Below are 22,569 nucleotides of genomic sequence, written 5' to 3'. Positions count from 1 at the left end.
CAAGCGTAATTCATACTCGGATTCGGTCCTGCCGCCACGTGTTTGAGAGAATATGAACATGGAACCCCTCGGTAGTAACCAGGCCCCCGCGCAGGGCAAAAAGATCACCATTAACGCCTCCACCCTCTCCTTGGCCGTCATGGTCACGGTGTTCCTGGTGGCCGTCGTCTTTGCCGCCAACCAGAACGACGTCATTGGCTGGCTCGTCGTGGTCATTTCGCTGGGTTGGCTGCTGCTTTCGGCGTTCCTGGTCTTCGGGCTCAGGCGCGGCGCGGCGAAGATGACCAGCCAGCTCAAGGCCGCCACTGCTGCCGCCGCCACGCGCGGACAGGGTGCGCCAAGCGCCGGCACCGTCGTCATGGACGAGGCAACGCGCAACCGCGACCTGAAGCTTGACCACTCCTTCAAGATCATCCAGGTGCAGACGCAGGTTGTGAATGAATACCGGGTCCAGGACGGCGAAGAGGCCGCGGGGATGGTCGACCGTGCCCTGGAAACCATCGAGATCACCGCATCCAACGCGCGCGACATGATGAAGCCCTCGGGCCGCGGCGAGCCCATGACGGGCGAGGTCATCGACTAGCTTTTCCCTGGCGCCGCGGCACGGCGACACCCCCGGCGGTGCCGGGGAGAACCCTTGAACAAATATCGATAAGGTGGATGGCGTGATACCTACCTCAGAAGAGATCCTGGCCAAGTCCGAGAACGCGCTGCGCGTCGCCTCGGTGAACGTCAACGGCATCCGTGCCGCCTACAAGCGCAACATGGCCGACTGGATCGACGCCCGCGACACTGACATCCTCTGCCTGCAGGAGGTGCGCGCGCCGGATGCGATCGTGCGCGAGCTGGTCGGCGAGGGCTGGCACATTCTGCATGCCGAGGCCAAGGACAAGGGTCGCGCCGGGGTCGCGGTGCTGTCGCGCGCCGAGCCGACCGCTGTGCGCGGGCACATCGGCGAGGAATACTTCGCCGAGTCCGGGCGCTGGGTGGAAGCGGACTTCACCATGCAGGACGGCAGCACGCTGTGCGTGGTCTCCGCCTACGTGCATTCCGGCGAGCTGGGCACCCAGAAGCAGGAAGACAAATACCGTTTCCTCGAACGCATGAATGTGCGCCTGGTCGAGCTGAAAAGCGAGAAGGACCATGTGCTGGTGGTGGGCGACCTGAACGTCGTGCACACCGAGAAGGACATCAAGAACTGGAAGCCGAACCACAACAAGCGCGCCGGTGTCATGGACGAGGAGATCGCCTACTTCGACGGCTTCTTTGGCGCCGAGATCGGCTATAAGGACGTGGCCCGGGAGCTGGCCGGCCCCGACGCACAGGGCCCCTACACCTGGTGGTCCTTCCGCGGGCAGGCATTCGACAACGACGCCGGGTGGCGCATCGACTACCACATGGCCACCGCGGACCTCACGGCGAAGGCCATCAAGTCCCACGTGGACCGAGCCTCGGCCTACGATTTGCGCTTCTCCGACCACGCACCGCTGGTCGTCGACTACCAGTTCTAAAGGACCAACCCCACGCATGAGCGAAACACTCGCCACCCCCGCACGTCCCCGCGTTCTCTCCGGAATGCAGCCTTCCGGAGACTCGCTGCACCTGGGCAACTACCTGGGTGCCCTGGTCAACTGGGTCAAGTCCCAGGACGACTACGACGCGTTCTTCTTCATCCCGGACATGCACGCCATCACGGTGCCGCAGGATCCCGCGGAGCTGCGCAACCGCACCCGGATCACCGCAGCCCAGTTCATTGCCGGCGGCATCGACCTGGAGAAGTCAACGCTCTTCGTCCAGTCGCAGGTGCCCGAGCACGCGCAGCTGGCCTGGGTGCTCAACTGCCTGACCGGCTTCGGCGAGGCCAGCCGCATGACCCAGTTCAAGGACAAGAGCGCCAAGGGCGGTGCCGACGTATCCAGCGTGGGCCTGTTCACCTACCCGGTGCTCATGGCCGCCGACATCCTGCTCTACCAGCCCCAGGCCGTTCCGGTGGGAGACGACCAGCGCCAGCACGTGGAGCTGGCCCGCGACCTTGCCAACCGCTTCAACCACCGCTATGGCGAGACCTTTGTGGTGCCGGAGGCCTTCATCAAGAAGGAAGGGGCCCGCATCTACGACCTGCAGAACCCGACCTCCAAGATGTCGAAGTCGGCCTCCAGCCCCAACGGGCTGATCAACGTCCTGGACGAGCCCAAGACGGTCGCCAAGCGCATCAAGTCGGCAGTCACCGACGCCGACACCGTCGTGGCCCACGACCGGGCCAACAAGCCCGGGGTGACGAACCTGCTGGAGATCCTCTCGGCCGTGTCCGGAACCCCGATCCCGGCCCTGGTCAACGAGTTCGAGGGCAAGATGTACGGCCACCTCAAGGTGGCGGTGGCCGACGCCGTCGTCGAGGCGCTGACCCCGGTCCGCACCCGCACGCTGGAACTGCTCCAGGACCCTGCCGAGCTGGACTCGATCCTGGCCGCCGGCGCCCTCAAGGCCCGCGAGGTCGCCTCCAGGACGCTCGCGGATGTCTACGAGCGCGTTGGCTTCATGGCTCCCCTGGGAGGGATCCGCTAGCGATGGGCACCACGGCGGGGGAGACGACCGGCAGCGACGTCGCGGAGGCGACGGCGCTGGGGGTTGTCATTGAGATCCCGTCCCCCCTTGAAGGCCCGCTGCGGGCCTGGCGCCAGCGCTACGGCGGGGACCGGTCCGCGAACATAGCACCGCACATCACCCTGGTCTCCGGCTCCACCACCGACTGGGATGCTGCGGTGCGGCACGTGCACCGGGTCGCGGCCCGCGCATCCTCCTTCACGGTGCGCCTGCACGGCACCGGGACCTTCCGGCCCATCACCCCGGTGGTGTACCTGAACGTCGAGGAGGGGGCCGAGGCCTGCGGGAAGCTGCACGACGAGCTGCTGGCGGGCCCGATGAAGCACGAGGTGAGCTATGGCTACCACCCGCACCTGACGATCGCCCACGAGGCCGACGACGCCGCGATGGACCTGGCCCAGGAAGAACTCAAGGACGAATCCATGAGCTTCACGGTGGATTCCATCGGCCTCTTCGGCCTTGACGGCACCGGTGCCTGGTCGCTTCGTGAGGAGCTGGGCCTTGGCGGGCCGGCGCACTAGGGACGCCAAGGCCCCGGCGTGGGACGCGACCGGGGACGTTGAACCCGCAGATTCCCCGGCCGCCTCCTTTGACCCCGTGGCCGAGGAATCCGGAACCCGGGCACCGGGCGTCGTGGCGCGCCGCTTTGTCGGCGCCCCTCCCGTGGCTCCTCCCTCGCCCCTTGACCCGCGGGCCCTTCGCGCCTTTGCCCGGCTCAAGACCCAGGAACTGTATGCGGTGCGGGCCACCGGAACGCCCTGGCTGCGTTTCAGGGCCCACTGCATCCTGTTGGCCGCCAGGCTGTACGAGTTCTATCCCATGCGCGTGTGGAACCTGTATGTCCGCCGCCGGGGACCGCTGCTTGCAGCCGGCAGCGCCTACCGGATGTTCTTCTCCATCGCCGCGATGCTCGTGGCGGGATTTGCGATGCTGGGCCTGTTTGCCAGCGACAATCCGGTGCTGCGCGGCGGCGTGATCGACATGGTCGCCGCCAGCACCCCCGGGCTGATCGACACGGGCCACGGAGGACTGGCCAAGCCCGAGCAGCTGCTGGGGCTGCGCAGCTTCGGGATCACCCTGGTGGTTTCCCTGGTTGCCCTGGTCCTGACATCGCTGGGGTGGCTCTCGGGCTTGCGCGAGGGAATCCGCACCATCTTCGGCCTGAACCGGGACAGATCCAACCCGGTGGTCTCCCGGCTGCGCGATGCCCTGTTGCTGGTGGCCCTGGCCGTGGCCCTGATCGCCTCCAGCATTCTGGCGCTTGCCAGTTCGTCGCTGCTCGACTCCCTTGCCCACCTGCTGCACCTCAACGGCTGGTGGAGCAGCGCGCTGACCCGGGTGGCCTTCCTCGTGGCCATGTTCGCGCTCGATTGCGCCACGGCCTGGATCCTGTTGCGGGTGGCCTCGCGGGCCAAGGTGATCAACGGGGGACTGGGGGCCGGGGTGCTGCTGGCCGGCTCGGTGGCGGCGATCCTGCGCTTCCTTTCGGCCATGCTGCTGGCCTCGCTGACCAGCAACGTGCTGCTGGCACCCTTCGCGGTGATCCTCGGGCTGTTTGTCTGGTTCAACCTGCTCAGCCAGGTGTACCTGCTCGCGGCGGCGGTGGTCGCGGTGCGCGCGGCCGACCTGGCGCGGGCCCGGGCCGCGCTGCCCTAGGAGGCCGGTCCCGCCGCGGAAAGTCAGCCACCGCTTAAAGCGGTGTGGCCCGGCTTCCCCCGAGGGGAAACCGGACCACACCGGGGGTCTGGCCGAACCTAGATGGAACGGGCCAGGATTGCCTGCTTGACCTCGGCGATGGCCTGGGTCACCTGGATGCCGCGCGGGCATGCTTCGGTGCAGTTGAAGGTGGTGCGGCAGCGCCACACGCCTTCCTTGTCGTTCAGGATCTCCAAGCGCATGTCGCCTGCATCATCGCGCGAGTCGAAGATGAAGCGGTGTGCGTTGACGATTGCCGCCGGGCCGAAGTACTGGCCATCGGTCCAGAAGACCGGGCAGGAAGAGGTGCACGCGGCGCAGAGGATGCACTTGGTGGTGTCCTCGAACTTGGCGTGGTCCTCTGCCGACTGGTAGCGCTCCGCCGAGGGCTCGTGGCCCTTGTTGATGAGGAACGGCATGATCTCGCGGTAGGACTGGAAGAACGGCTCCATGTCGACGATGAGGTCCTTTTCAAGGGGCAGGCCCTTGATGGCTTCAACGGTGATCGGCTTGGAGTGGTCCAGGTCCTTGAGCAGGGTCTTGCAGGCCAGGCGGTTGCGGCCGTTGATGCGCATGGCATCGGAGCCGCAGACGCCGTGGGCGCAGGATCGGCGGAAGGACAGTGAACCGTCGTGGTCCCACTTGACCTTGTGCAGGGCGTCCAGCACGCGGTCGGTGCCGTACATGGTCAGCTCAAAGTCTTCCCAGTAGGCGTCTGCGGTGGTCTCCGGCAGGTACCGGCGGACGCGCAAGGTGATGTTGAACTGCGGGATTTCTCCGCCGCCGCCAACACCTGGCTTCAGCTCAATCTTCGATGCTGGTTCCGGAAGTTCCGTGCTCATTAGTACTTACGCTCCATCGGCTGGTAACGGGTGAAGATAACGGGCTTGGTTTCCATGCGGATGCCGGAAATGCCCTCGGTGGTGGCCGTTGCATCGCGGTAGGACATCGAGTGCTTCATGAAGTTCTCGTCGTCGCGGTTCGGGAAGTCCTCGCGGTAGTGACCGCCGCGGGATTCCTTGCGGTACATGGCGGCCGCGGTCATGACCTCGGCCATGTCCAGCAGGAAGCCAAGCTCGATGGCCTCAAGCAGGTCGAGGTTGAAGCGCTTGCCCTTGTCCTGGACCGCCACGTTCTTGTAGCGCTCGCGCAGTTCCTCGATGACCACCAGTGCCCGGTCCAGCGAGTCCTTGTCGCGGAACACCTGGACGTTGGCGTCCATGATGTCCTGCAGTTCCTTGCGCAACACTGCCACGCGCTCGGTTCCGGTGGAGTTGATCATGGCATCGATCTGGTCCGTGGTGAACTTCTCCGGATCCTCGGGAAGCTCCACGTACTCGGCGCCCAGGGCGTACTTGGCCGCGGAGATGCCGGCGCGCTTGCCGAACACGTTGATGTCCAGCAGCGAGTTGGTGCCCAGGCGGTTGGAGCCGTGCACCGAAACGCAGGCGACCTCGCCGGCGGCGAAGAGGCCCGGGATGACGGTGTCGTTGTCCTGGAGGACCTCGGCGTCGATGTTGGTCGGGATGCCGCCCATGACGTAGTGCGCGGTCGGGAAGACCGGCACCGGATCGGTGTACGGCTCCACACCCAGGTAGGTGCGGGCGAACTCGGTGATGTCCGGGAGCTTGGCGTCGATGTGCGCCGGCTCCAGGTGGGTCAAGTCGAGCAGGACGTAGTCCTTGTTCGGGCCGCAGCCGCGGCCCTCGCGCACCTCGTTGGCCATCGACCGGGCGACGATGTCACGCGGTGCGAGGTCCTTGATGGTGGGGGCGTAGCGCTCCATGAAGCGCTCGCCCTCGGAGTTGCGCAGGATGGCGCCTTCGCCACGTGCCGCCTCGGAGAGCAGGATGCCCAGGCCGGCCAGGCCGGTCGGGTGGAACTGCACGAATTCCATGTCCTCGAGCGGGATGCCCTTGCGGAAGGCGATGCCCATGCCGTCACCGGTGAGGGTGTGGGCGTTGGAGGTGGTCTTGAAGACCTTGCCGGCGCCGCCGGTGGCGAAGATGACGGACTTGGCCTGGAAGACGTGGAGTTCGCCGGTGGCCAGGTCGTAGGAAACCACGCCTGCAACGCGCTTCTGCTTGTAGGCGGTGCCGTCCTCGCGGAAGGCATCCTCCTCAACCATGAGCATGTCCAGGACGTAGAACTCGTTGTAGAACTCGACGTTGTGCTTGACGCAGTTTTGGTACAGCGTCTGCAGGATCATGTGGCCGGTGCGGTCCGCTGCGTAGCACGCGCGGCGCACGGCGGCCTTGCCGTGGTCGCGGGTGTGGCCGCCGAAGCGGCGCTGGTCGATCTTGCCCTCGGGGGTGCGGTTGAACGGGAGGCCCATCTTTTCCAGGTCGAGCACCGCGTCGATGGCTTCCTTGGCCATGACCTCGGCGGCGTCCTGGTCAACCAGGTAGTCCCCGCCCTTGACGGTGTCAAAGGTGTGCCATTCCCAGTTGTCTTCTTCTACGTTGGCCAAGGCCGCACACATGCCACCCTGCGCCGCACCGGTGTGCGAGCGGGTTGGGTAAAGCTTGGTGAGAACGGCCGTACGTGCGCGCTGGCCGGATTCGATGGCCGCGCGCATGCCTGCGCCGCCTGCTCCGACGATCACGACGTCGTACTTGTGTACCTGCATACCTGATGCTCTCTTTTCTTGAATTCTCTGCTTCGGCGAACGAACGGGGAGCCGAAGATTACTGGCAAGCCGGGATGGAGTTACCGGCGATGCAAGGATCGAAGGTGAAGATCACCAGGGTGCCCAGGACGACGATGACGATGGTCGCGACGTAGAGGATGCCCTTGAGCCACACGCGGGTGGCAGGCTTCTCGGCGTAGTCGTTGATGATGGTGCGCACGCCGTTGGTGCCGTGCAGCATGGCCAGCCAGAGCATGGCCAGGTCCCAGAACTGCCAGACCGGGTCGGCCCACTTGCCGGCCACGAAGCCGAAGTCGATGGCGTTGATGCCGTCGCCGACCATGAGGTTGGCGAAGAGGTGCCCGAAGATCAGGACGACCAGTGCGACGCCGGAGAGGCGCATGAAGAGCCATGCGACCATTTCGAAGCTGCCGCGCGACTTGCGTGCACGGTTGTACTTCGGATCAATGCGCTGGCTGCGGGGTGCAGCGATATCTGCCGACATGGGTTAGTGACCTCCAAAGGCGAGTGACAGGTGGCGGATGGAGAATGCCACCATGGTGATGACCCAGAGGGCCAAAACGCCCCAGAGCATCTGGCGGTGGTACTTGGTTCCCGACTTCCAGAAGTCGACCAGGATCAGGCGCAAGCCGTTGAACGCGTGGAAGACGATGGCGGCGACGAGGGCGGTTTCGCCCAATGCCATCAGCGGGTTCTTGTAGGTGGACATGACCGCGTCGTAGGCGCCGGGGGAAACCCGGACCAGGGACGTATCGAGCACGTGAACCAAAAGGAATAAGAATATTACGACACCTGTTACGCGGTGCCCCACCCAAGACCACATGCCTTCATGGCCGCGGTAGAGGGTGCCTGACGAAGCCTTCGACACTGAATTAACCTCCATGACTCGCAAGGGCGCATGTGTATCTTCCACACAATAAATTGACGCCTTGGTGCGAGCGTTCCTTGCCCGATCTTAGACCACCTTGGACGGGGGTGCCCATTCTTTCCGTGTGGCGTGTGAGTAGGCTCACCGGATGAAAGGGCGGATCGGCTAAACATCCGGGAAATGCGCGAAATACAATAGATTCCAATGCCCTATTTCGTTGGCGGCCAACACCGCATTCTTCGGGTTCATCCACTAGCCTTAGTCGGATGAACGCTGAACTCTTGGCACGATTCCACGGGGTCATCCCTGCCGGTGGTGTCGGCACCCGCCTGTGGCCGCTCTCGCGCGCCGCTGCCCCGAAATTCCTCCACGACCTGACCGGCTCGGGCTCTACGCTGATCCGTGCCACCTACGAGCGGCTGATCCCGCTGGCCGGTGACAACATCATGGTGGTCACGGGGCGCGCTCACCGCACCGCGGTGCTGGCGCAATTGCCCGAGATCGAGGACCTGAACCTGGTTCTTGAGCCGGACCCGAAGGACTCCGCGGCCGCCATCGGCCTTGCCGCGGCGATCCTCTACCTGCGCAACCCCGAGACCATCATGGGCTCCTTCGCGGCGGACCAGGTGATTGTTCCGGTCGAGGTATTCCAGGAAGCCGTGCGCGAGGCCATCCATACCGCGGCAACCGGCAAGATCGTCACCATCGGGATTCGCCCCACCCTGCCGTCCACCGGTTTCGGCTACATCCGGGCAGGGGAGCGCATGGACATTTCCGGCGCGCCCACCGCACGCGACGTGGTCGAGTTCGTGGAGAAGCCCGACGAGGACACGGCCCGCCGCTACCTGGCCGACGGCGGCTACCTGTGGAACGCCGGCATGTTCGTCGCCCCGGTGTCGTTGATGCTCGAGCACCTGGAGCGCAGCCAGCCCGAACTGCACGCGGGCCTGATGGAAATCGCCGCGGCCTGGGAAACCGGCGACCGCGTGGCAACCATCGACCGCATCTGGCCGACGCTGCCCAAGATCGCCATAGACTACGCCGTGGCCGAGCCCGCCGCCGCCGCCGGCGACGTGGCGGTGATCCCCGGGGTGTTCAACTGGGACGACGTGGGGGACTTCGCCGCCATCGGCCGGCTGAACCCCGCCAGCGAGAAGACCGGCGTCACCGTGGTCGGAGCCAATGCCCGCGTGTATTCGGACAACGCCACCGGCGTGGTGGTCACCGACTCCAAGCGCGTGATCGCCCTGATCGGAATCCACGACGTGGTCGTCGTCGACACCCCCGATGCGCTGCTTGTCACCACCAAGGAGCATGCCCAGTCGGTCAAGGGCACGGTGGAAAAGCTCAAGGAGGAAGGCGTCGTCGACGTCCTGTAGGCCTGGGGCCGGAATTTTCCGCCCTCTCCTTCCGATGCCCCGCCGGCAGCGCCGGTCCCGCGTTCGCCGCGGGGCATTTTGTTCCGGCGCGAACGGGCGCGCATTAAAGAGGTGCACGTGAGCGGGGCAACAATTCGAAGCGGACTGCACAAGCTCAGGTCCCAGCGCGTATTGTCGGTTAGGTGCGCACGAGTATGAATGAAGACCTGAAACTGCCCTCCGTCAAGCCCTGGGTCAAGCCCCTGGTTGACGAGCTGGTGGCATTCCGTCGAGAGGTCCATGCGAACCCGGAGCTCTCGTTCGCCGAATACAAGACGACCGAACGCATCCTCACTCGGCTGCGCGACGTGGGCCTGCACCCCGTGGCCCTGGAGGACACCGGCGCCTACGTGGACATCGGGTCGGGGCCCATCGCCCTGGGGTTGCGCGCCGACATCGATGCGCTGCCGATCCTGGAGGAAACCGGGCTGGACTACGCCTCGGTGGTGGACGGGGTCGCGCACTCCTGCGGACACGACATCCACACCACCGTGATGCTCGGGGTGGCCAAGGTGCTCAAGTCCATCGACGACGAGACGCCCCTGGGCGCACGGATCCGCGTGATCTTCCAGCCCGCCGAGGAGAAGATGCCCGGCGGCGCCCTGACGGTCATCGCCGCCGGGGTGCTGGACGAGGTCCCGCGCATCCTGGCCCTGCACTGCGAGCCGCGCATCGACGCCGGGAAGATCGGCACCCGCATCGGCGCCATCACCAGCGCGAGCGACACCATCAAGATCGAGCTGACGGGCAGGGGCGGGCACACCTCCCGCCCGCACCTGACCGAGGACCTGGTCTTCGCCATGAGCCAGATCGCCACCAACGTGCCCGCGGTGCTGGGCCGGCGCATCGATGTGCGCAGCGCCGTCTCGGTGGTCTGGGGCCAGATCCACGCCGGAAGCGCACCCAATGCCATCCCCGCCACCGGCTACCTGGCCGGCACCATGCGCTGCCTGGACGGCGAGGCGTGGAAGGGTGCCGGGGACCTGCTCGACGAGGTGGTGCGCCAGGTGGCAAGCCCCTACGGCGTCGAGGTCAAGCTCGAGCACATCCGCGGCGTGCCCCCGGTGATCAACACCGAGGAGGAGACGGACCTTATCGAGGATTCGGCGCGCGCCGAGATCGGCTCGTCGGCCATTGTGCTCACCCCGCAGTCCATGGGCGGCGAGGATTTTGCCTGGATGACCAGCATGGTGCCCGGCGCCATGATGCGCCTGGGCACGCGCACCCCGGGCGGGGAGGACTACGACCTGCACCGCGGGGACTACATTCCCGACGAATCGGCCATCGAGGTGGGCGTGACGGTCATGGCCGCGGCGGCGGTCCGGGCGATTGCCCAGCTGAAACTGGCTACCGAGGGGTAGCCCCGGGTCGTAGAGTTATCTGGTTGTAACATTTTTCGTCATTACGTTAAGCGTTTTACCGGTTAGGCTATGTGGTTGTGAAGCCGTTCTTTCCGAACGTGCCCTGTCCCACATACCTGGTTCCGGGCGCGCATGCGGGGGAGTTGCTGATTCATGCCGGCACCACATGTGGCCGGCGGCAGTGCACCACCGATCGTGGGCATGGATTCCGGCCAGGGAGCCCCTGGGAGTCCGGGCCACGGTACTTGTAGCTCGTAACTATATGGAGGAAATCCCTATGCGCAACATCAAGCGCAAGACCGGTATGGCTGCTGCCGTGCTCGGCATTTCTGCACTCGTCCTGACCGCCTGCGGCGCCGCACCCGAGGAAGGCGAGGGGCCGAACGCCTCCTCGGACTACCTGGGCTGCATCGTCTCCGACTCCGGCGGATTCGACGACCAGTCGTTCAACGAATCCTCCTTCCGCGGCCTGACCCAGGCAGGCAAGGACCTCGGATTCACGCCCAAGAGCGCCGAGTCCAAGGCCAACTCCGACTTCGCCACCAACCTCAATGGCATGATGGTCGCGGACTGCAACCTGACCCTCACCATCGGCTTCCTGCTGGGCGACGCCACCAAGGCCGCGGCCGAGGCGAACCCGGAAAAGCACTTCGCGATCGTCGACTTCAACTACGACAAGCCGATTGCGAACGTCAAGCCGATCGTCTACGACACGGCCCAGGCCGCCTACCTGGCCGGCTACGCCGCCGCCGCGCAGTCCAAGACCGGCAAGGTCGCGACCTTCGGCGGCATCAAGATCCCGACTGTCACCATCTTCATGGACGGCTTCGCCGACGGCGTGGACAAGTTCAACGCCGACAAGAACAAGAACGTGAAGCTGCTGGGCTGGGACAAGGACAAGCAGGACGGCACCTTCACCGGGGACTTCGAGAAGCAGGACAAGGGCAAGCAGGTCACCAACAACTTCCTGGACCAGGGCGCGGACGTCATCATGCCCGTCGCCGGTCCGGTCGGCAAGGGTGCCGGCGCCGCCGTGAAGGCCGCCAACGCCGCGGGCAAGTCCGCCGCACTGGTGTGGGTCGACTCCGACGGCTTCCTGACCGCCCCCGACTACAAGGACGTCATGCTGACCTCGGTCATCAAGACCATGGACAAGGCCGTCGAAGACGTCGTCACCGCGGACAAGAACGGCCAGTTCGACAACACCGCCTACGTCGGCACGCTGGAGAACACCGGTGTCGCCCTGGCCCCGTTCCACGACTTCGATTCCGAGGTCTCCGCGGAGACCAAGGCCGAGCTCGAGGCCCTGAAGGCAGGCATCATCGACGGCTCGATCAAGGTCGAATCGAAGGCCAGCCCCAAGTCCTAGCACCGGCACACCCGGCGGGTTGAAGGCAAGCATCACCACACGGCGCGCTGCCGGCCCCCTGCTCCCCACCCCTGGTGGGAACGGGCGGGGGCTGGCGGTGCGCCGTTGGCCTGCATAGTCTTGGAACCAGCCGGCACGGGCAATGCGGCGGAAGCCCCCCCAGGGGAGTTCCGCCGGTATCTGACAACCAAGAATGGTGGTGTCGTGAAACTCGAACTCCAAGGAATCTCCAAGGCGTTTGGATCGTTCTACGCCAACGAGGACATTGACCTCGTCGTCGAAGAGGGGCAGATCCACTGCCTGCTCGGCGAGAACGGTGCCGGCAAATCAACGCTGATGAACGTCCTCTACGGACTCTACGAGCCGACGGCCGGACGCATCCTCGTCGACGGCAGGCCCGTCGCCTTCCGCGGACCGGGCGACGCCATGGCCGCCGGCATCGGCATGGTGCACCAGCACTTCATGCTGGTCCCCGTCTTCACCGTGGCCGAGAACGTCGCCCTGGGCGCCGAATCCACCAAGGCCGGCGGCTTCCTTGACCTGGAGGTCACTCGGCGGAAGATCCGCGAGATTTCCGACAAGTACGGCTTCGACGTCGATCCCGACGCCCTGGTCGAGGACCTGCCGGTGGGCGTGCAGCAGCGCGTGGAGATCATCAAGGCACTGGTGCGCAACGCCGAGGTGCTGATCCTCGACGAGCCCACCGCCGTGCTGACGCCGCAGGAAACCGACGAGCTGCTGGACATCATGCGCCAGCTCAAGGCCAACGGCACCTCCATCGTCTTCATCTCGCACAAGCTGCGCGAGGTCAAGGCAGTCTCCGACGTCATCACCGTGATTCGCCGCGGCCGCGTCGTGGGCGATGCCGCGCCCGATGCGGAGACCACCGAGCTGGCCTCCATGATGGTGGGCCGCGCGGTCAAACTCACCATGGACAAGGACCCGGCCAACCCCGGGGAGGCGACCTTCAAGGTCAAGAACCTCACCGTCACCTCCGCCACCGGCCAGCGCGTGGTCGATGACCTGAGCTTCGAGATCCGCCGTGGCGAGATCCTGGCCATCGCCGGGGTCCAGGGCAACGGGCAGACCGAGCTCACCGAGGCGATCCTGGGCATCCAGGACCGCGTCGCCGGGTCCATCACGCTGGAGGGCAGGGAACTGCTGGGCCGGAGCGTCAAGCAGATCCTGGGCGCCGGCATCGGCTTCGTGCCCGAGGACCGCACCGTCGACGGGCTGGTCTCCGACTTCAGCATTGCCGAGAACCTGGTCCTTGACCTCTACGACAAGGCACCCTTCGCGAAGGGCATCTCCATGCGCCCGGCCGAGGTGGCGAAGAACGCCGCCGCGCGGGTCGCCGAATTCGACGTGCGCACCCCCTCGGCCGACAACCTGGCCTCCTCCCTCTCGGGCGGCAACCAGCAGAAGGTCGTCATGGCCCGCGAGCTCTCCCGCCCGCTGCGCCTGTTCATCGCCTCCCAGCCCACCCGCGGCGTCGACGTGGGCTCCATCGAGTTCCTGCACCGCCGCATCCTGGCCGAACGCGACGGCGGCACCCCGGTGATGATCGTGTCCACCGAGCTCGACGAGGTGCTCCAGCTTGCGGACCGCATCGCGGTGCTCTACAAGGGACGGCTCATCGGCATCGTGGACGCCGGCACCCCGCGCGACGTGCTGGGCCTGATGATGGCGGGCGTCGCGCCGACCGAGGCCGAAAAGGCACACCAGGACACCCCCGACGACTTGGAAGGAGAGATCGCGTGAGCCAGAGCGAACTATCCCCGGGCAGCCCGCCCCCGATACACGCCAACACCATCGACGAGAAGCCGCACGGCACCTGGGAACGGATCACCCGGGGTCCGGGCCTCGTCTCGGTCCTGGCCGTGTTCGTGGCCCTGGTGCTCGGCGGCCTGCTGATCGCCGCTACCGACCCCAAGGTCGCCACGACCGCCGGCTACCTCTTCTCTCGACCCTCGGACTTCTTCCAGGCCCTGTGGGCGGCGGGGACCGACTCCTATGTTTCGCTTTTCCAGGGCTCGATCTACAACTCGCGCCAGGGCTTCGAGCCGTTCCTGGAGACCCTCACGGTCTCCACGCCGCTGATCTGCGCCGGCCTCGGCGTCGCGCTGGCCTTCCGCGCCGGGCTGTTCAACATCGGTGCCCAGGGCCAGATCATCATTGGCGCCGTCATGGCCTCCTACGCGGGGTTCGCCTGGCACCTGCCCATTGGCCTGCACCTGCTGCTGGTCATCCTCATGGGAGTGGTGGGCGGCGCCGTCTGGGGTGGGCTGGTGGGCCTGCTCAAGGCCCGCACCGGTGCCCACGAAGTGATCCTCACGATCATGTTCAACTACGTGGCGCTGTACTTCCTCGACTTCCTGCTGAACACCGAGGCCTTCCAGCGCCCGGGCGAGAGCAACCCGATCTCTCCGGTCATGGACCCCAGCGCCGTCTTCCCGGCGCTGCCCGGATCCCGCCTGCACCTGGGATTCGTCATGGCCATCGCGCTGACCCTGCTGGTTTCCTGGATCCTGAAGCGTTCCACCATCGGCTTTGAGTTCCGCGCCGTGGGCGCCAACCCCGCCGCGGCCCGCACCGCCGGGGTCAATGTCGCCCGCTCCACCATCCTGGTCATGGCCCTGGCCGGTGCCCTGGCCGGCGCCGCGGGCGTGGCCCAGGTGGCGGGCACGGAAAAGGTGCTAACCGCTGGCATCGCCGCCTCGCTTGGCTTCGACGCGATCACCGTGGCGCTGCTGGGCCGCTCCACCCCGTGGGGTACCTTCCTCGCCGGCCTGCTCTTCGGCGCCTTCCGCGCCGGCGCGGTGACCATGCAGATTTCCACCGGCACCCCCATCGACATCGTCCTGGTCGTCCAGTCGCTGATTGTGCTCTTCATCGCCGCGCCGCCCCTGGTGCGTGCCATGTTCGGGCTGAACCGCAAGGCGAAGTCCAGGCCGCCGACGAAACCCAAGCACGCGGCGCCTGCGCCCGCTGCACCCGCAAGCCAAGGAGGTGGCGCGTGAGCGCTCCGGCCCCCACTCTGTCCGCCACGTCGCCGGTGCTCGCGCCGGTGGCCTGGAAGACCCCCATCATGCTCTCGGCCATCGGGCTGCTCTCGCTGGTGTTCTTCGGCTTCAACGGCTCGGACCAGAGCGCGACCTTCGGCATCTCCACCGGTGGCGACGTGTTCACGTTGCCGGACCTGGTGGTCCCGGGCATCGCCACCGGAATCGTGCTGGGCCTGGGGATGTGCGTGCTGGCCGGGTACTCGATCTTCCTGGCCCGCGAACACCGCCCGACACCCGGCTGGGTGCCGGTGGTCTTCGCCGCACTGTTCATCTTCGCGTTCCTCGTCTGGGTCGTCTCCGGCGCCCGCACCCCGCAGATTTCCCTGGCCGGCTTGATCGCCGGGTCGGTGACCCTGGCCGTGCCGCTGGTCTTCGGCTCGCTCTCCGGGGTGTTGTGCGAGCGCGCCGGCGTGGTCAACATCGCCATCGAGGGCCAGCTGCTCGGCGGCGCCTTCAGCGCCGCGATCATCGCCTCGGTGACAGGCAGCCCGATGCTCGGCCTGCTCGCCGCCGCCGTGGCCGGCGCGCTGGTCTCGGTGGTGCTGGCGATCTTCTCCATCAAGTACGTCGTCAACCAGATCATCGTCGGTGTGGTGCTCAACGTGCTGGTCTCGGGCATCACCGGATTCCTGTTCACCACCGTGATGCAGTCGGACCCGGAGCTCTACAATTCCCCTGGCCGCCTGAGCGTCATCGAGATCCCGGTGCTCTCGGCCATCCCGGTCATCGGGCCGATCCTCTTCCGCCAGTCCATCGTGGGCTACCTGATGTACATCGCCGTAGCGGCAGTGTGGATCGGGCTGTTCAAGACACGCTGGGGCCTGCGCGTGCGCGCCGTGGGCGAGCACCCCAAGGCCGCCGACACCCTGGGCATCAAGGTCAACACCACCCGCTTCGTCAACGTGGTCCTGGGCGGGGCGATCGCCGGCATCGGCGGCTCCTTCTTCACCCTGGTGGCCATCGACTCCTTCACCAAGGAAATCTCCGGCGGACGCGGCTTCATCGCCCTGGCCGCGGTGATCTTCGGGCGCTGGAACCCGATCGGCGCGTTCTTCGCCGCGCTGCTCTTCGGCTTTGCCGACAACCTGCAGTCGATCCTGACCATCATCGGCACCCCGGTGCCCAGCCAGTTCATGGCGATGCTGCCCTACGTGGTCACCGTCTTCGCCGTGGCCGGGCTGGTCGGCAAGTCCCGGGCCCCGGCCGCCGACGGCGAACCCTACGTGAAGGGCTAGGGGGAAATCCATGGATGATTCGCACCCGGCCCTGCCGCACGTGGGCGAGGCCCAATGGGAGGCCCTGCGCCTGGCTGCCGTCGCGGCCATGGAGCGGGCCTACGCGCCGTACTCGAACTACCGGGTCGGCGCCGCGGCGCTGACCGAGGACGGGCGCATCGTCTCTGGCTGCAACGTGGAAAACGCCGCCTACGGGGTCACCCTGTGCGCCGAATGCAACATGGTCGGCGAGCTCTTTGCCACCGGCGGCGGCAAGCTGCACGCCTTCTACTGCGTGGACGCCGCCGGCGCCCCGCTGATGCCCTGCGGGCGTTGCCGGCAGCTGCTCTTCGAACACCGCGGGCAGCAGATGCAGCTGATGACCCCGCGCGGCATCCAAACCATGGACCAGGTGCTGCCCGACGCGTTCGGGCAGCACAACCTCTAGGCCGCAGCCCCGCGCCAGCGGGCAGGCGTCCGGATCAAGGAAGAATGATGAGCACCGAGAACTTTGACGCCGTTGACATCATCCGCACCAAGCGCGACCGCGGCACCCTCACCGCCGCGCAGATCGACTGGACCATCGACGCCTACACCCGCGGGGTGATCGCCGAGGAGCAGATGGCGGCGCTGAACATGGCGATCCTGCTCAACGGGATGGACCGGGCCGAAATCTCCCGCTGGACCACCGCCATGATCGACTCGGGGCAGCGCATGGACTTCTCCACGCTGCGGACCCCCGCCGGTATCGCGATGCGCACCACCGACAAGCACTCGACCGGCGGGGTGGGGGACAAGATCACCCTGCCGCTGGCGCCGCTGGTCGCCGTCTTCGGCGTTGCCGTCCCGCAGCTCTCGGGCCGCGGCCTGGGGCACACCGGCGGCACGCTGGACAAGCTCGAGGCCATCCCCGGCTGGCGGGCGGAGCTGACCCACGCGGAAATGATGAAGCAGCTTTCCTCGGTCGGCGCCGTCATCTGCGCCGCCGGCGCCTCCCTGGCCCCGGCGGACAAAAAGCTCTACGCGCTGCGCGATGTCACCGGCACCGTGGAATCGATCCCGCTGATCGCCTCCTCGATCATGAGCAAGAAAATCGCCGAGGGCACCGGCGCACTGGTGCTGGACGTGAAGGTCGGCTCCGGCGCCTTCATGAAGAACCTTGCCGACGCCCGCGAGCTGGCGCGCACCATGGTGAACCTGGGCACCGACGCCGGGGTGAACACCGTGGCGCTGCTGACCAACATGGACACCCCGCTGGGGTTCACCGCCGGCAACGCCATCGAGGTCACCGAATCCATCGACGTGCTCGCCGGCGGAGGCCCGGCCGACGTGGTGGAACTGACCATCGCGCTGGCCACCGAGATGCTCGCCGGCGCCGGGATCACCGACGTGGACGTCGCGGCCGCGCTGAAGGACGGCAGGGCCATGGACAAGTGGCGCGCCATGATCGCCGCTCAGGGCGGGGACAACGGCGCGCCGCTGCCGGTGGCCAGGGAATCGGACATCGTCTACGCGCAGGCCGACGGGGTCATCACCTCCCTGGACGCCATGGACGTGGGCGTTGCCGCCTGGCGCCTGGGTGCCGGACGCGCCCGCCGGCAGGACCCGGTGCAGGCCGGGGCCGGGGTGCGCCTGCATGCCAAGCCCGGGGACGTGGTGCGTCGCGGTGCGCCGCTGGCCACCATGCTCACCGACACCCCCGAACGCTTCGAGCGGGCGCGGGAACTGCTCGAAGGGGCGGCGACCATCGCACCGGCCGGGAGCCGGCCGGACATGGCCCTTGTCATCGACAGGATCACCGCTTCCTGACCCTTCCCCGGCCCCGGGCGCCCGGGGCCGGAACATGGTCCGAAAGGACGAGGCGCGGCCCGCGGGATTCAACCCGCGGAATGATGCACGATGCGGGGGAAATGCGGGAGAATAAGAGCCAAGTGGCTCTTGGACTTATTTACATGCCGCGCCTTGGGGCTTCCAGCGGTGCGCGCCAAAGCAATGGAAAGCCGGTTTAAGTGGACCTGATCAATGAGGCCATCGTTCACGCGGCCAACGCGTGGTGGATCCTGCCGATCGTTTGCCTCTTTTGCTTCATCGACGGGTTTCTCCCCATCCTGCCCTCGGAGACGCTGCTCGTCGCCCTCGGGGTCGTCGCGGCCGGGACCGGGATCCCCAACGTCTATCTGCTGATCCTTGCCGGTGCCGTCGGGGCGATCACCGGGGACCAGATGGCGTACCTGCTGGGCAGGCGCATCGGCACCGAGCGCTTCGGCTGGATGAGGCGCCCGCGCATGCAGAAGCTCTTCGCCTTTGCCCGCCGCGAGCTGAACATGCGCGGCGCCATGCTGATCTTCACCGCCCGCTACGTTCCCATCGGGCGGGTGGTGGTGAACCTCAGCTCCGGGGCCACCGGCTTCTCGCACCGGCGCTTCACCGTGCTGGACGTCGCGGGGTGCCTGACCTGGTCCAGCTATTCGGTGGCCATCGGCGTGGTGGCGGGCGCCTGGTTCCACGACAACCAGCTGCTGGGGATCGTCCTCTCGGTCGCCCTGGCCATCGTCATGGGCTACCTGATCGACAAGCTTTCCCACGCCGTCCTGGTGCGGACCGGACGCCGCATTTCCGAGCGGGAAGACCGCCTCGCCGCCGGGGCCGCACACGCCGTCCAGTCGCCGCGCCCGGTGCGCGTTCCGGGAGAGGACCCCGAGCCCGAGCCAATGGTGTCGGACGGCAACTGAAACACCGCGGAAGCGTTGGATGAACATTTGCCCCAACACCACTTGGGCCCACTGTTGGAACCCGTCGCGCCCCGCTAGGCTGGGCGGGTGACTGACGAGATGATCCACATTGCATATGACCCTTCCTTCGACTTCCGGGCCCTGCCCAAGGTATCCCTGCACGACCACCTCGACGGGGGATTGCGCCCGCAAACCATCATCGAGCTGGCCGCCGCGGCGGGCCACGAGCTTCCCTCCACCAATGCCGAGGAACTCGGTGCCTGGTTCCGGGCCTCGGCGGACTCCGGTTCGCTGGAGAGCTACCTGGAAACCTTTGACCACACCATTGCCGTGATGCAGACCAAGGACGCGCTCCGCCGCGTTGCCGGCGAATTCGTCGAGGACCTCGTCGCCGACGGCGTGGTCTACGGCGAGGTTCGCTGGGCGCCCGAGCAGCACCAGCGCGAGGGCCTGTCCCTGGACGACGTCGTCGAGGCGGTGCAGGCCGGGCTCGAGGAGGCCAGCACCCGGATGACGGAGGCCGGCACCCCGATCCAGGTCGGCCAGGTGCTCACCGCCATGCGCCACGCCGACCGCGGCGTCGAGATCGCCGAACTCGCGCTGCGCCACCGCTCCCGCGGCGTCGTCGGCTTCGACATCGCCGGTGCCGAGGAGGGCTTCCCGCCCTCGCGGATGAAGAAGGCCTTCGACCTGCTGGCGGAGAACTTCTTCCCGACCACGGTGCACGCCGGGGAGGCAGCCGGCCTCGAATCCATCCGCGACGCGCTGATCACCGGCCGCGCCCAGCGCCTGGGACACGGCGTGCGCATTGCCGAGGACATCGAAATCCAGTACGGCGGAGTCGACGACGACGGCGATGAGGTCGGGGAGGACACCGGCCTGGTCAACCTGGGCCCGGTGGCCAACTGGGTGCGCGACCGCGGCATCGCCCTGGAAATCTGCCCGTCCTCCAACCTGCAGACCGGCGCCACCGCCGCGTTCGGCGAGGGCATCGAGTCCCACCCGGTGGACCTGCTGATCCAGACCGGCTTCAACGTCACCATCTCCCCGGACAACCGGCTGATGAGCGGCACCACCATCTCTGACGAGTTCGAACTGCTCGTCGAGGCCTTCGACTACGACCTAGAGGACCTGATGGACCTCACGCTGAACGCCGCCGAGGCAGCGTTCCTTCCCCTGGAGGAGCGCGAGGCCCTGGTCGACTTCATCAACGAGGCCTACGACGCACTCAACGACGAAGACGACGACGATGACCTCGAGTACGAGGACATCGACGACGAGGACGAAGACTAGGGAATAACCCAAGCGGGAGCCGGCAGCAGCCGGTCCGTGCCACCGATCGCCGGTGCATCGATGCTCGTCTTGGAGCGTGGGTGCACCGGCCTTGGTTTTTTGCTTCGGTCCGATAAATCGGAATGACGGGAACTCATGGATGCTTGCTGACACATATCCGTGCGGGGCGGAGGGCCCTTCGGATTCCGAAGGTCATGCCATGCTGAGCACCACTTGCTCTTGACTACAGTGTGGGCTGACGCTAGAGGGCTATGATGGTGGCACGAGAATCAATAATCGGACCGAAAGGAGGAACTGCGATGGCTACCGCCCGTCCAATGAAGTTCCAATTTGAGACTGAGGTCTTAGCCGCCGGTGTTGAGGACATAGACAGTCTTACTAGTGATATATCGACCGCGTTCAACGACACGATCTTCGGAAACCAAGTGATTGAAAAGGCTGGAGTCCATCTAGCGAATGACCATTTGATTCGTATTTCGTTTCACATCGAAGCGGGATCTTGGGGTGAAGCCCAGGCTCGCTGCGAAGAGGTGATTCGAAGGACTTTTGCTGATGCCGGGGTTGTCGTTGAGGATGATGAACAGCTCGTGCCAACAAGATTGCCGTCACCGCGGGGTAACCGTCATCTTGAAAAATACGGCACGGAATTGGCGCTTGCATAGTTTGAGCACGGGCGAACTGAGAGCGGCCGCAGTATGGCGGATCATCAAACAGTTCGGACCGACGACCGTGCAAGTAGCCGGAACTATTTGGCTCAGCGTCCTTCTGGCCAGGAACACGAATTCAGAGTATTGGTGGCTACCAGCGCTGGTAGTCCTGGGTGGAACTATTTGGGCAATAGTTTGGGCAAGCACCAGCCGCAAGGCGGAGCAGCAGGTTTTGCAATTGCGTGCCGAACTTGAACTCTTGACTGGTCCACGAAACGAACGCGTGCAATTTCTCCTACGTGGATTGCTTCAGGATCTCGGCATCGACACCGTCGAGTTCAGGGCATCTATCTTTGCTCCGTGTTTGAGTGGCCAGTTTATTCAAATCGGACGGTACTCAGACAACGCTACTTTTGCGACCACTGTCCGTACGCACCACGAGCAAGGTGAAGGCATCGTTGCCGAGACCTGGCAGGCCCGGCAGTTTATTAAGACTGACTTACCTAGGGGCCGCGACTTGTGGGATCAGAAGATCGCGGGGGAATACAACTTGCCGTTGGCGGTAGTACAAAATCTGCGCATGCAGTCACGCAGCTACCTGTGTAGGCGGATTGATAGAGTGGTGGGCGGCATGGTCGTTCCAGTAGGTGTGCTCGTTATCGAATCGGTGGCAGCCAAGGGTGTGACGGCCGATCTTCATGACATCGTGTCTAGTGCCTATCAGTTGGAATTGCTTTGTACCGAATGTTCGGCCGCGATTCGATTAGATGAATTGCGGGCGAGCAGGAAAGCCCGCGCGCAATTGAAGAATCGCAACGGTGGCGAGTTAGAGGTAACCAGTGAGTGAGCAGGTCGACCGCCTCGTTGACATCATTTCCCAACTGCGCGAGCACTGCGCCTGGACCGCGGCGCTGACCCACGAGTCGCTTGTCCAGTACCTGCTCGAGGAATCCTACGAACTCACCGAGGCCATCGAGACCCACGCCCCGGACGGGGAACTGGAAGCCGAGCTCGGCGACATCCTGCTCCAGGTCGTCCTGCATGCTGCCATCGGGTCCGAACGGCGGGCCTTCGACCTGGAGTCGATCGCGGCCTACCTGGGCGCCAAGATGATTCGCCGCAACACCCACGTCTTCCACGCCGACGGCAGCCTCAGGGACAGCTTCCCCGACTCGATCGCCGAGATCATCGAGTCCTGGGACCGGGCCAAGCGAGCCGAAAAAACGCAAAACGAATCGGCCGCAGCGGGCCTGCCCTCCAACCTGCCGGCCCTGCTGTACGCCCAGACATTTCTCTCCCGCACCGCCCGCCACGCGGCAATCACCGAAACCCGGGATGAACCCGGCGCCGCGGAGAAGCGGGACATCCAGGATTCTGTCCGCCGGGGGGAGCCGCCGCAAGGCGGCATCCCGGAAAGCGAACAGGAATTGGGCGAGCACCTGCTCGCCCTGTGCGCCATGGCCCAGGCCCAGGGGCTCGACGCCGAACGGGCCCTGCGCAACGTCGTGCAACAGCGCATCGCGCAGGCCGGGGCCGAAACACACGAAACCCTTTCGTGAACTGAGTCTCACCCAAGCTAGGCTTGGGGCAGGCAACGGCGCCTGCATCATGCAGTTCACGTTTGACTAACATCCACACCCCTTGAAGGAGTAC

Annotated in this window: 22 protein-coding genes; 18 read left to right on the top strand and 4 right to left on the bottom strand. The window is 65.9% G+C overall.

The window, feature by feature from the left end; translation table 11 throughout:
• Positions 1-58: 58 nt before the first annotated feature.
• The 5 genes from AC6CHY_RS16700 (at position 59) to AC6CHY_RS16680 (ending at position 4,260) form a co-directional block, all read left to right on the top strand.
• Positions 59-583, top strand: coding sequence for a hypothetical protein (locus AC6CHY_RS16700; RefSeq protein ID WP_217388608.1), 525 nt, complete (start codon positions 59-61; stop codon positions 581-583).
• Positions 584-665: 82 nt separating this feature from the next.
• Positions 666-1,511: an exodeoxyribonuclease III gene (locus AC6CHY_RS16695; RefSeq protein ID WP_217388609.1), complete on the top strand. Its 846-nt coding sequence runs from the start codon at positions 666-668 to the stop codon at positions 1,509-1,511.
• A 16-nt stretch (positions 1,512-1,527) separates the two neighbouring features.
• Positions 1,528-2,565, top strand: a complete 1,038-nt coding sequence (gene trpS, locus AC6CHY_RS16690; RefSeq protein WP_498227432.1) for a tryptophan--tRNA ligase — start codon at positions 1,528-1,530, stop codon at positions 2,563-2,565.
• 2 nt (positions 2,566-2,567) lie between these two features.
• A complete protein-coding gene (locus tag AC6CHY_RS16685) occupies positions 2,568-3,125 on the top strand; it encodes a 2'-5' RNA ligase family protein (protein ID WP_217388611.1) in 558 nt (185 codons plus the stop codon).
• Positions 3,106-4,260 (top strand): YhjD/YihY/BrkB family envelope integrity protein, encoded by a 1,155-nt coding sequence (locus AC6CHY_RS16680; RefSeq protein WP_498227431.1) that lies wholly within the window; start codon positions 3,106-3,108, stop codon positions 4,258-4,260. The genes AC6CHY_RS16685 and AC6CHY_RS16680 overlap by 20 nt, the downstream gene beginning before the upstream one ends.
• 98 nt (positions 4,261-4,358) lie before the next feature.
• On the opposite strand, the gene AC6CHY_RS16675 is transcribed toward AC6CHY_RS16680, so the two are convergent.
• From AC6CHY_RS16675 to sdhC, 4 genes are read right to left on the bottom strand one after another with little or no spacing between them, the layout of a single operon-like run.
• Positions 4,359-5,141, bottom strand: a complete 783-nt coding sequence (locus AC6CHY_RS16675) for a succinate dehydrogenase iron-sulfur subunit (RefSeq protein ID WP_132362053.1) — start codon at positions 5,139-5,141, stop codon at positions 4,359-4,361.
• Positions 5,141-6,928 carry a succinate dehydrogenase flavoprotein subunit gene (sdhA, locus tag AC6CHY_RS16670; RefSeq protein WP_217388613.1) on the bottom strand — a complete coding sequence of 596 codons (1,788 nt, stop codon included), beginning with the start codon at positions 6,926-6,928 and terminating at the stop codon, positions 5,141-5,143. The genes AC6CHY_RS16675 and sdhA overlap by 1 nt, the downstream gene beginning before the upstream one ends.
• A 58-nt stretch (positions 6,929-6,986) precedes the next feature.
• A complete protein-coding gene (locus AC6CHY_RS16665) occupies positions 6,987-7,433 on the bottom strand; it encodes a succinate dehydrogenase hydrophobic membrane anchor subunit (RefSeq protein WP_217388614.1) in 447 nt (148 codons plus the stop codon).
• A gap of 3 nt (positions 7,434-7,436) precedes the next feature.
• Positions 7,437-7,832 (bottom strand): succinate dehydrogenase, cytochrome b556 subunit, encoded by a 396-nt coding sequence (sdhC, locus tag AC6CHY_RS16660; RefSeq protein ID WP_217388615.1) that lies wholly within the window; start codon positions 7,830-7,832, stop codon positions 7,437-7,439.
• A gap of 251 nt (positions 7,833-8,083) precedes the next feature.
• Here sdhC and AC6CHY_RS16655 point away from each other — a divergent pair, with 251 nt between their 5' ends.
• From AC6CHY_RS16655 to AC6CHY_RS16595, 13 genes are all read left to right on the top strand, one after another.
• The gene (locus tag AC6CHY_RS16655) at positions 8,084-9,196 is read left to right on the top strand and encodes a mannose-1-phosphate guanylyltransferase (protein WP_498227430.1); all 1,113 of its coding nucleotides are present in this window, start codon (positions 8,084-8,086) and stop codon (positions 9,194-9,196) included.
• A 194-nt stretch (positions 9,197-9,390) separates the two neighbouring features.
• Complete coding sequence (locus AC6CHY_RS16650) at positions 9,391-10,596, top strand: amidohydrolase (protein WP_498227429.1); 1,206 nt, start codon at positions 9,391-9,393, stop codon at positions 10,594-10,596.
• 277 nt (positions 10,597-10,873) lie between these two features.
• Positions 10,874-11,965, top strand: a complete 1,092-nt coding sequence (locus AC6CHY_RS16645; protein ID WP_217388618.1) for a BMP family lipoprotein — start codon at positions 10,874-10,876, stop codon at positions 11,963-11,965.
• A 204-nt stretch (positions 11,966-12,169) separates the two neighbouring features.
• Positions 12,170-13,726, top strand: a complete 1,557-nt coding sequence (locus AC6CHY_RS16640; RefSeq protein ID WP_498227428.1) for an ABC transporter ATP-binding protein — start codon at positions 12,170-12,172, stop codon at positions 13,724-13,726.
• A gap of 35 nt (positions 13,727-13,761) precedes the next feature.
• Positions 13,762-14,985 (top strand): ABC transporter permease, encoded by a 1,224-nt coding sequence (locus AC6CHY_RS16635; RefSeq protein WP_336245073.1) that lies wholly within the window; start codon positions 13,762-13,764, stop codon positions 14,983-14,985.
• Between the two features lie 68 nt (positions 14,986-15,053).
• Positions 15,054-16,265 carry an ABC transporter permease gene (locus tag AC6CHY_RS16630; RefSeq protein WP_217388732.1) on the top strand — a complete coding sequence of 404 codons (1,212 nt, stop codon included), beginning with the start codon at positions 15,054-15,056 and terminating at the stop codon, positions 16,263-16,265.
• Positions 16,266-16,275: 10 nt separating this feature from the next.
• The gene (locus AC6CHY_RS16625; RefSeq protein ID WP_217388621.1) at positions 16,276-16,692 is read left to right on the top strand and encodes a cytidine deaminase; all 417 of its coding nucleotides are present in this window, start codon (positions 16,276-16,278) and stop codon (positions 16,690-16,692) included.
• A gap of 44 nt (positions 16,693-16,736) precedes the next feature.
• Positions 16,737-18,053, top strand: a complete 1,317-nt coding sequence (locus tag AC6CHY_RS16620; protein WP_498227427.1) for a thymidine phosphorylase — start codon at positions 16,737-16,739, stop codon at positions 18,051-18,053.
• A 200-nt stretch (positions 18,054-18,253) separates the two neighbouring features.
• Positions 18,254-18,976, top strand: coding sequence for a DedA family protein (locus AC6CHY_RS16615; protein ID WP_217388623.1), 723 nt, complete (start codon positions 18,254-18,256; stop codon positions 18,974-18,976).
• A 99-nt stretch (positions 18,977-19,075) separates the two neighbouring features.
• Positions 19,076-20,269, top strand: a complete 1,194-nt coding sequence (locus AC6CHY_RS16610; RefSeq protein ID WP_217388733.1) for an adenosine deaminase — start codon at positions 19,076-19,078, stop codon at positions 20,267-20,269.
• A 299-nt stretch (positions 20,270-20,568) separates the two neighbouring features.
• Positions 20,569-20,931 (top strand): hypothetical protein, encoded by a 363-nt coding sequence (locus AC6CHY_RS16605; RefSeq protein WP_498227426.1) that lies wholly within the window; start codon positions 20,569-20,571, stop codon positions 20,929-20,931.
• Between the two features lies 1 nt (position 20,932).
• Positions 20,933-21,763, top strand: a complete 831-nt coding sequence (locus AC6CHY_RS16600; RefSeq protein WP_498227425.1) for a hypothetical protein — start codon at positions 20,933-20,935, stop codon at positions 21,761-21,763.
• Complete coding sequence (locus AC6CHY_RS16595; RefSeq protein WP_498227424.1) at positions 21,756-22,475, top strand: MazG nucleotide pyrophosphohydrolase domain-containing protein; 720 nt, start codon at positions 21,756-21,758, stop codon at positions 22,473-22,475. Before AC6CHY_RS16600 ends, AC6CHY_RS16595 begins: the two co-directional genes overlap by 8 nt.
• Positions 22,476-22,569: the final 94 nt, after the last annotated feature.

The organism is Paeniglutamicibacter sp. GQ140 (genome assembly GCF_059759235.1).
Note: the sequence above shows the minus strand (reverse complement) of the source record. Positions and strands in the feature narration are given on the sequence as shown.

Bases quoted from the DNA above. Each gene is read 5' to 3' on its own strand.
- AC6CHY_RS16700 (WP_217388608.1), top strand. From the start codon at position 59: ATGGAACCCCTCGGTAGTAACCAGGCCCCCGCGCAGGGCAAAAAGATC.
- trpS (WP_498227432.1), top strand. From the start codon at position 1,528: ATGAGCGAAACACTCGCCACCCCCGCACGTCCCCGCGTTCTCTCCGGA.
- AC6CHY_RS16685 (WP_217388611.1), top strand. From the start codon at position 2,568: ATGGGCACCACGGCGGGGGAGACGACCGGCAGCGACGTCGCGGAGGCG.
- AC6CHY_RS16675 (WP_132362053.1), bottom strand. From the start codon at position 5,141: ATGAGCACGGAACTTCCGGAACCAGCATCGAAGATTGAGCTGAAGCCA.
- sdhA (WP_217388613.1), bottom strand. From the start codon at position 6,928: ATGCAGGTACACAAGTACGACGTCGTGATCGTCGGAGCAGGCGGCGCA.
- AC6CHY_RS16665 (WP_217388614.1), bottom strand. From the start codon at position 7,433: ATGTCGGCAGATATCGCTGCACCCCGCAGCCAGCGCATTGATCCGAAG.
- sdhC (WP_217388615.1), bottom strand. From the start codon at position 7,832: ATGGAGGTTAATTCAGTGTCGAAGGCTTCGTCAGGCACCCTCTACCGC.
- AC6CHY_RS16655 (WP_498227430.1), top strand. From the start codon at position 8,084: ATGAACGCTGAACTCTTGGCACGATTCCACGGGGTCATCCCTGCCGGT.
- AC6CHY_RS16650 (WP_498227429.1), top strand. From the start codon at position 9,391: ATGAATGAAGACCTGAAACTGCCCTCCGTCAAGCCCTGGGTCAAGCCC.
- AC6CHY_RS16645 (WP_217388618.1), top strand. From the start codon at position 10,874: ATGCGCAACATCAAGCGCAAGACCGGTATGGCTGCTGCCGTGCTCGGC.
- AC6CHY_RS16630 (WP_217388732.1), top strand. From the start codon at position 15,054: ATGCTCTCGGCCATCGGGCTGCTCTCGCTGGTGTTCTTCGGCTTCAAC.
- AC6CHY_RS16625 (WP_217388621.1), top strand. From the start codon at position 16,276: ATGGATGATTCGCACCCGGCCCTGCCGCACGTGGGCGAGGCCCAATGG.
- AC6CHY_RS16620 (WP_498227427.1), top strand. From the start codon at position 16,737: ATGATGAGCACCGAGAACTTTGACGCCGTTGACATCATCCGCACCAAG.
- AC6CHY_RS16610 (WP_217388733.1), top strand. From the start codon at position 19,076: ATGATCCACATTGCATATGACCCTTCCTTCGACTTCCGGGCCCTGCCC.
- AC6CHY_RS16605 (WP_498227426.1), top strand. From the start codon at position 20,569: ATGGCTACCGCCCGTCCAATGAAGTTCCAATTTGAGACTGAGGTCTTA.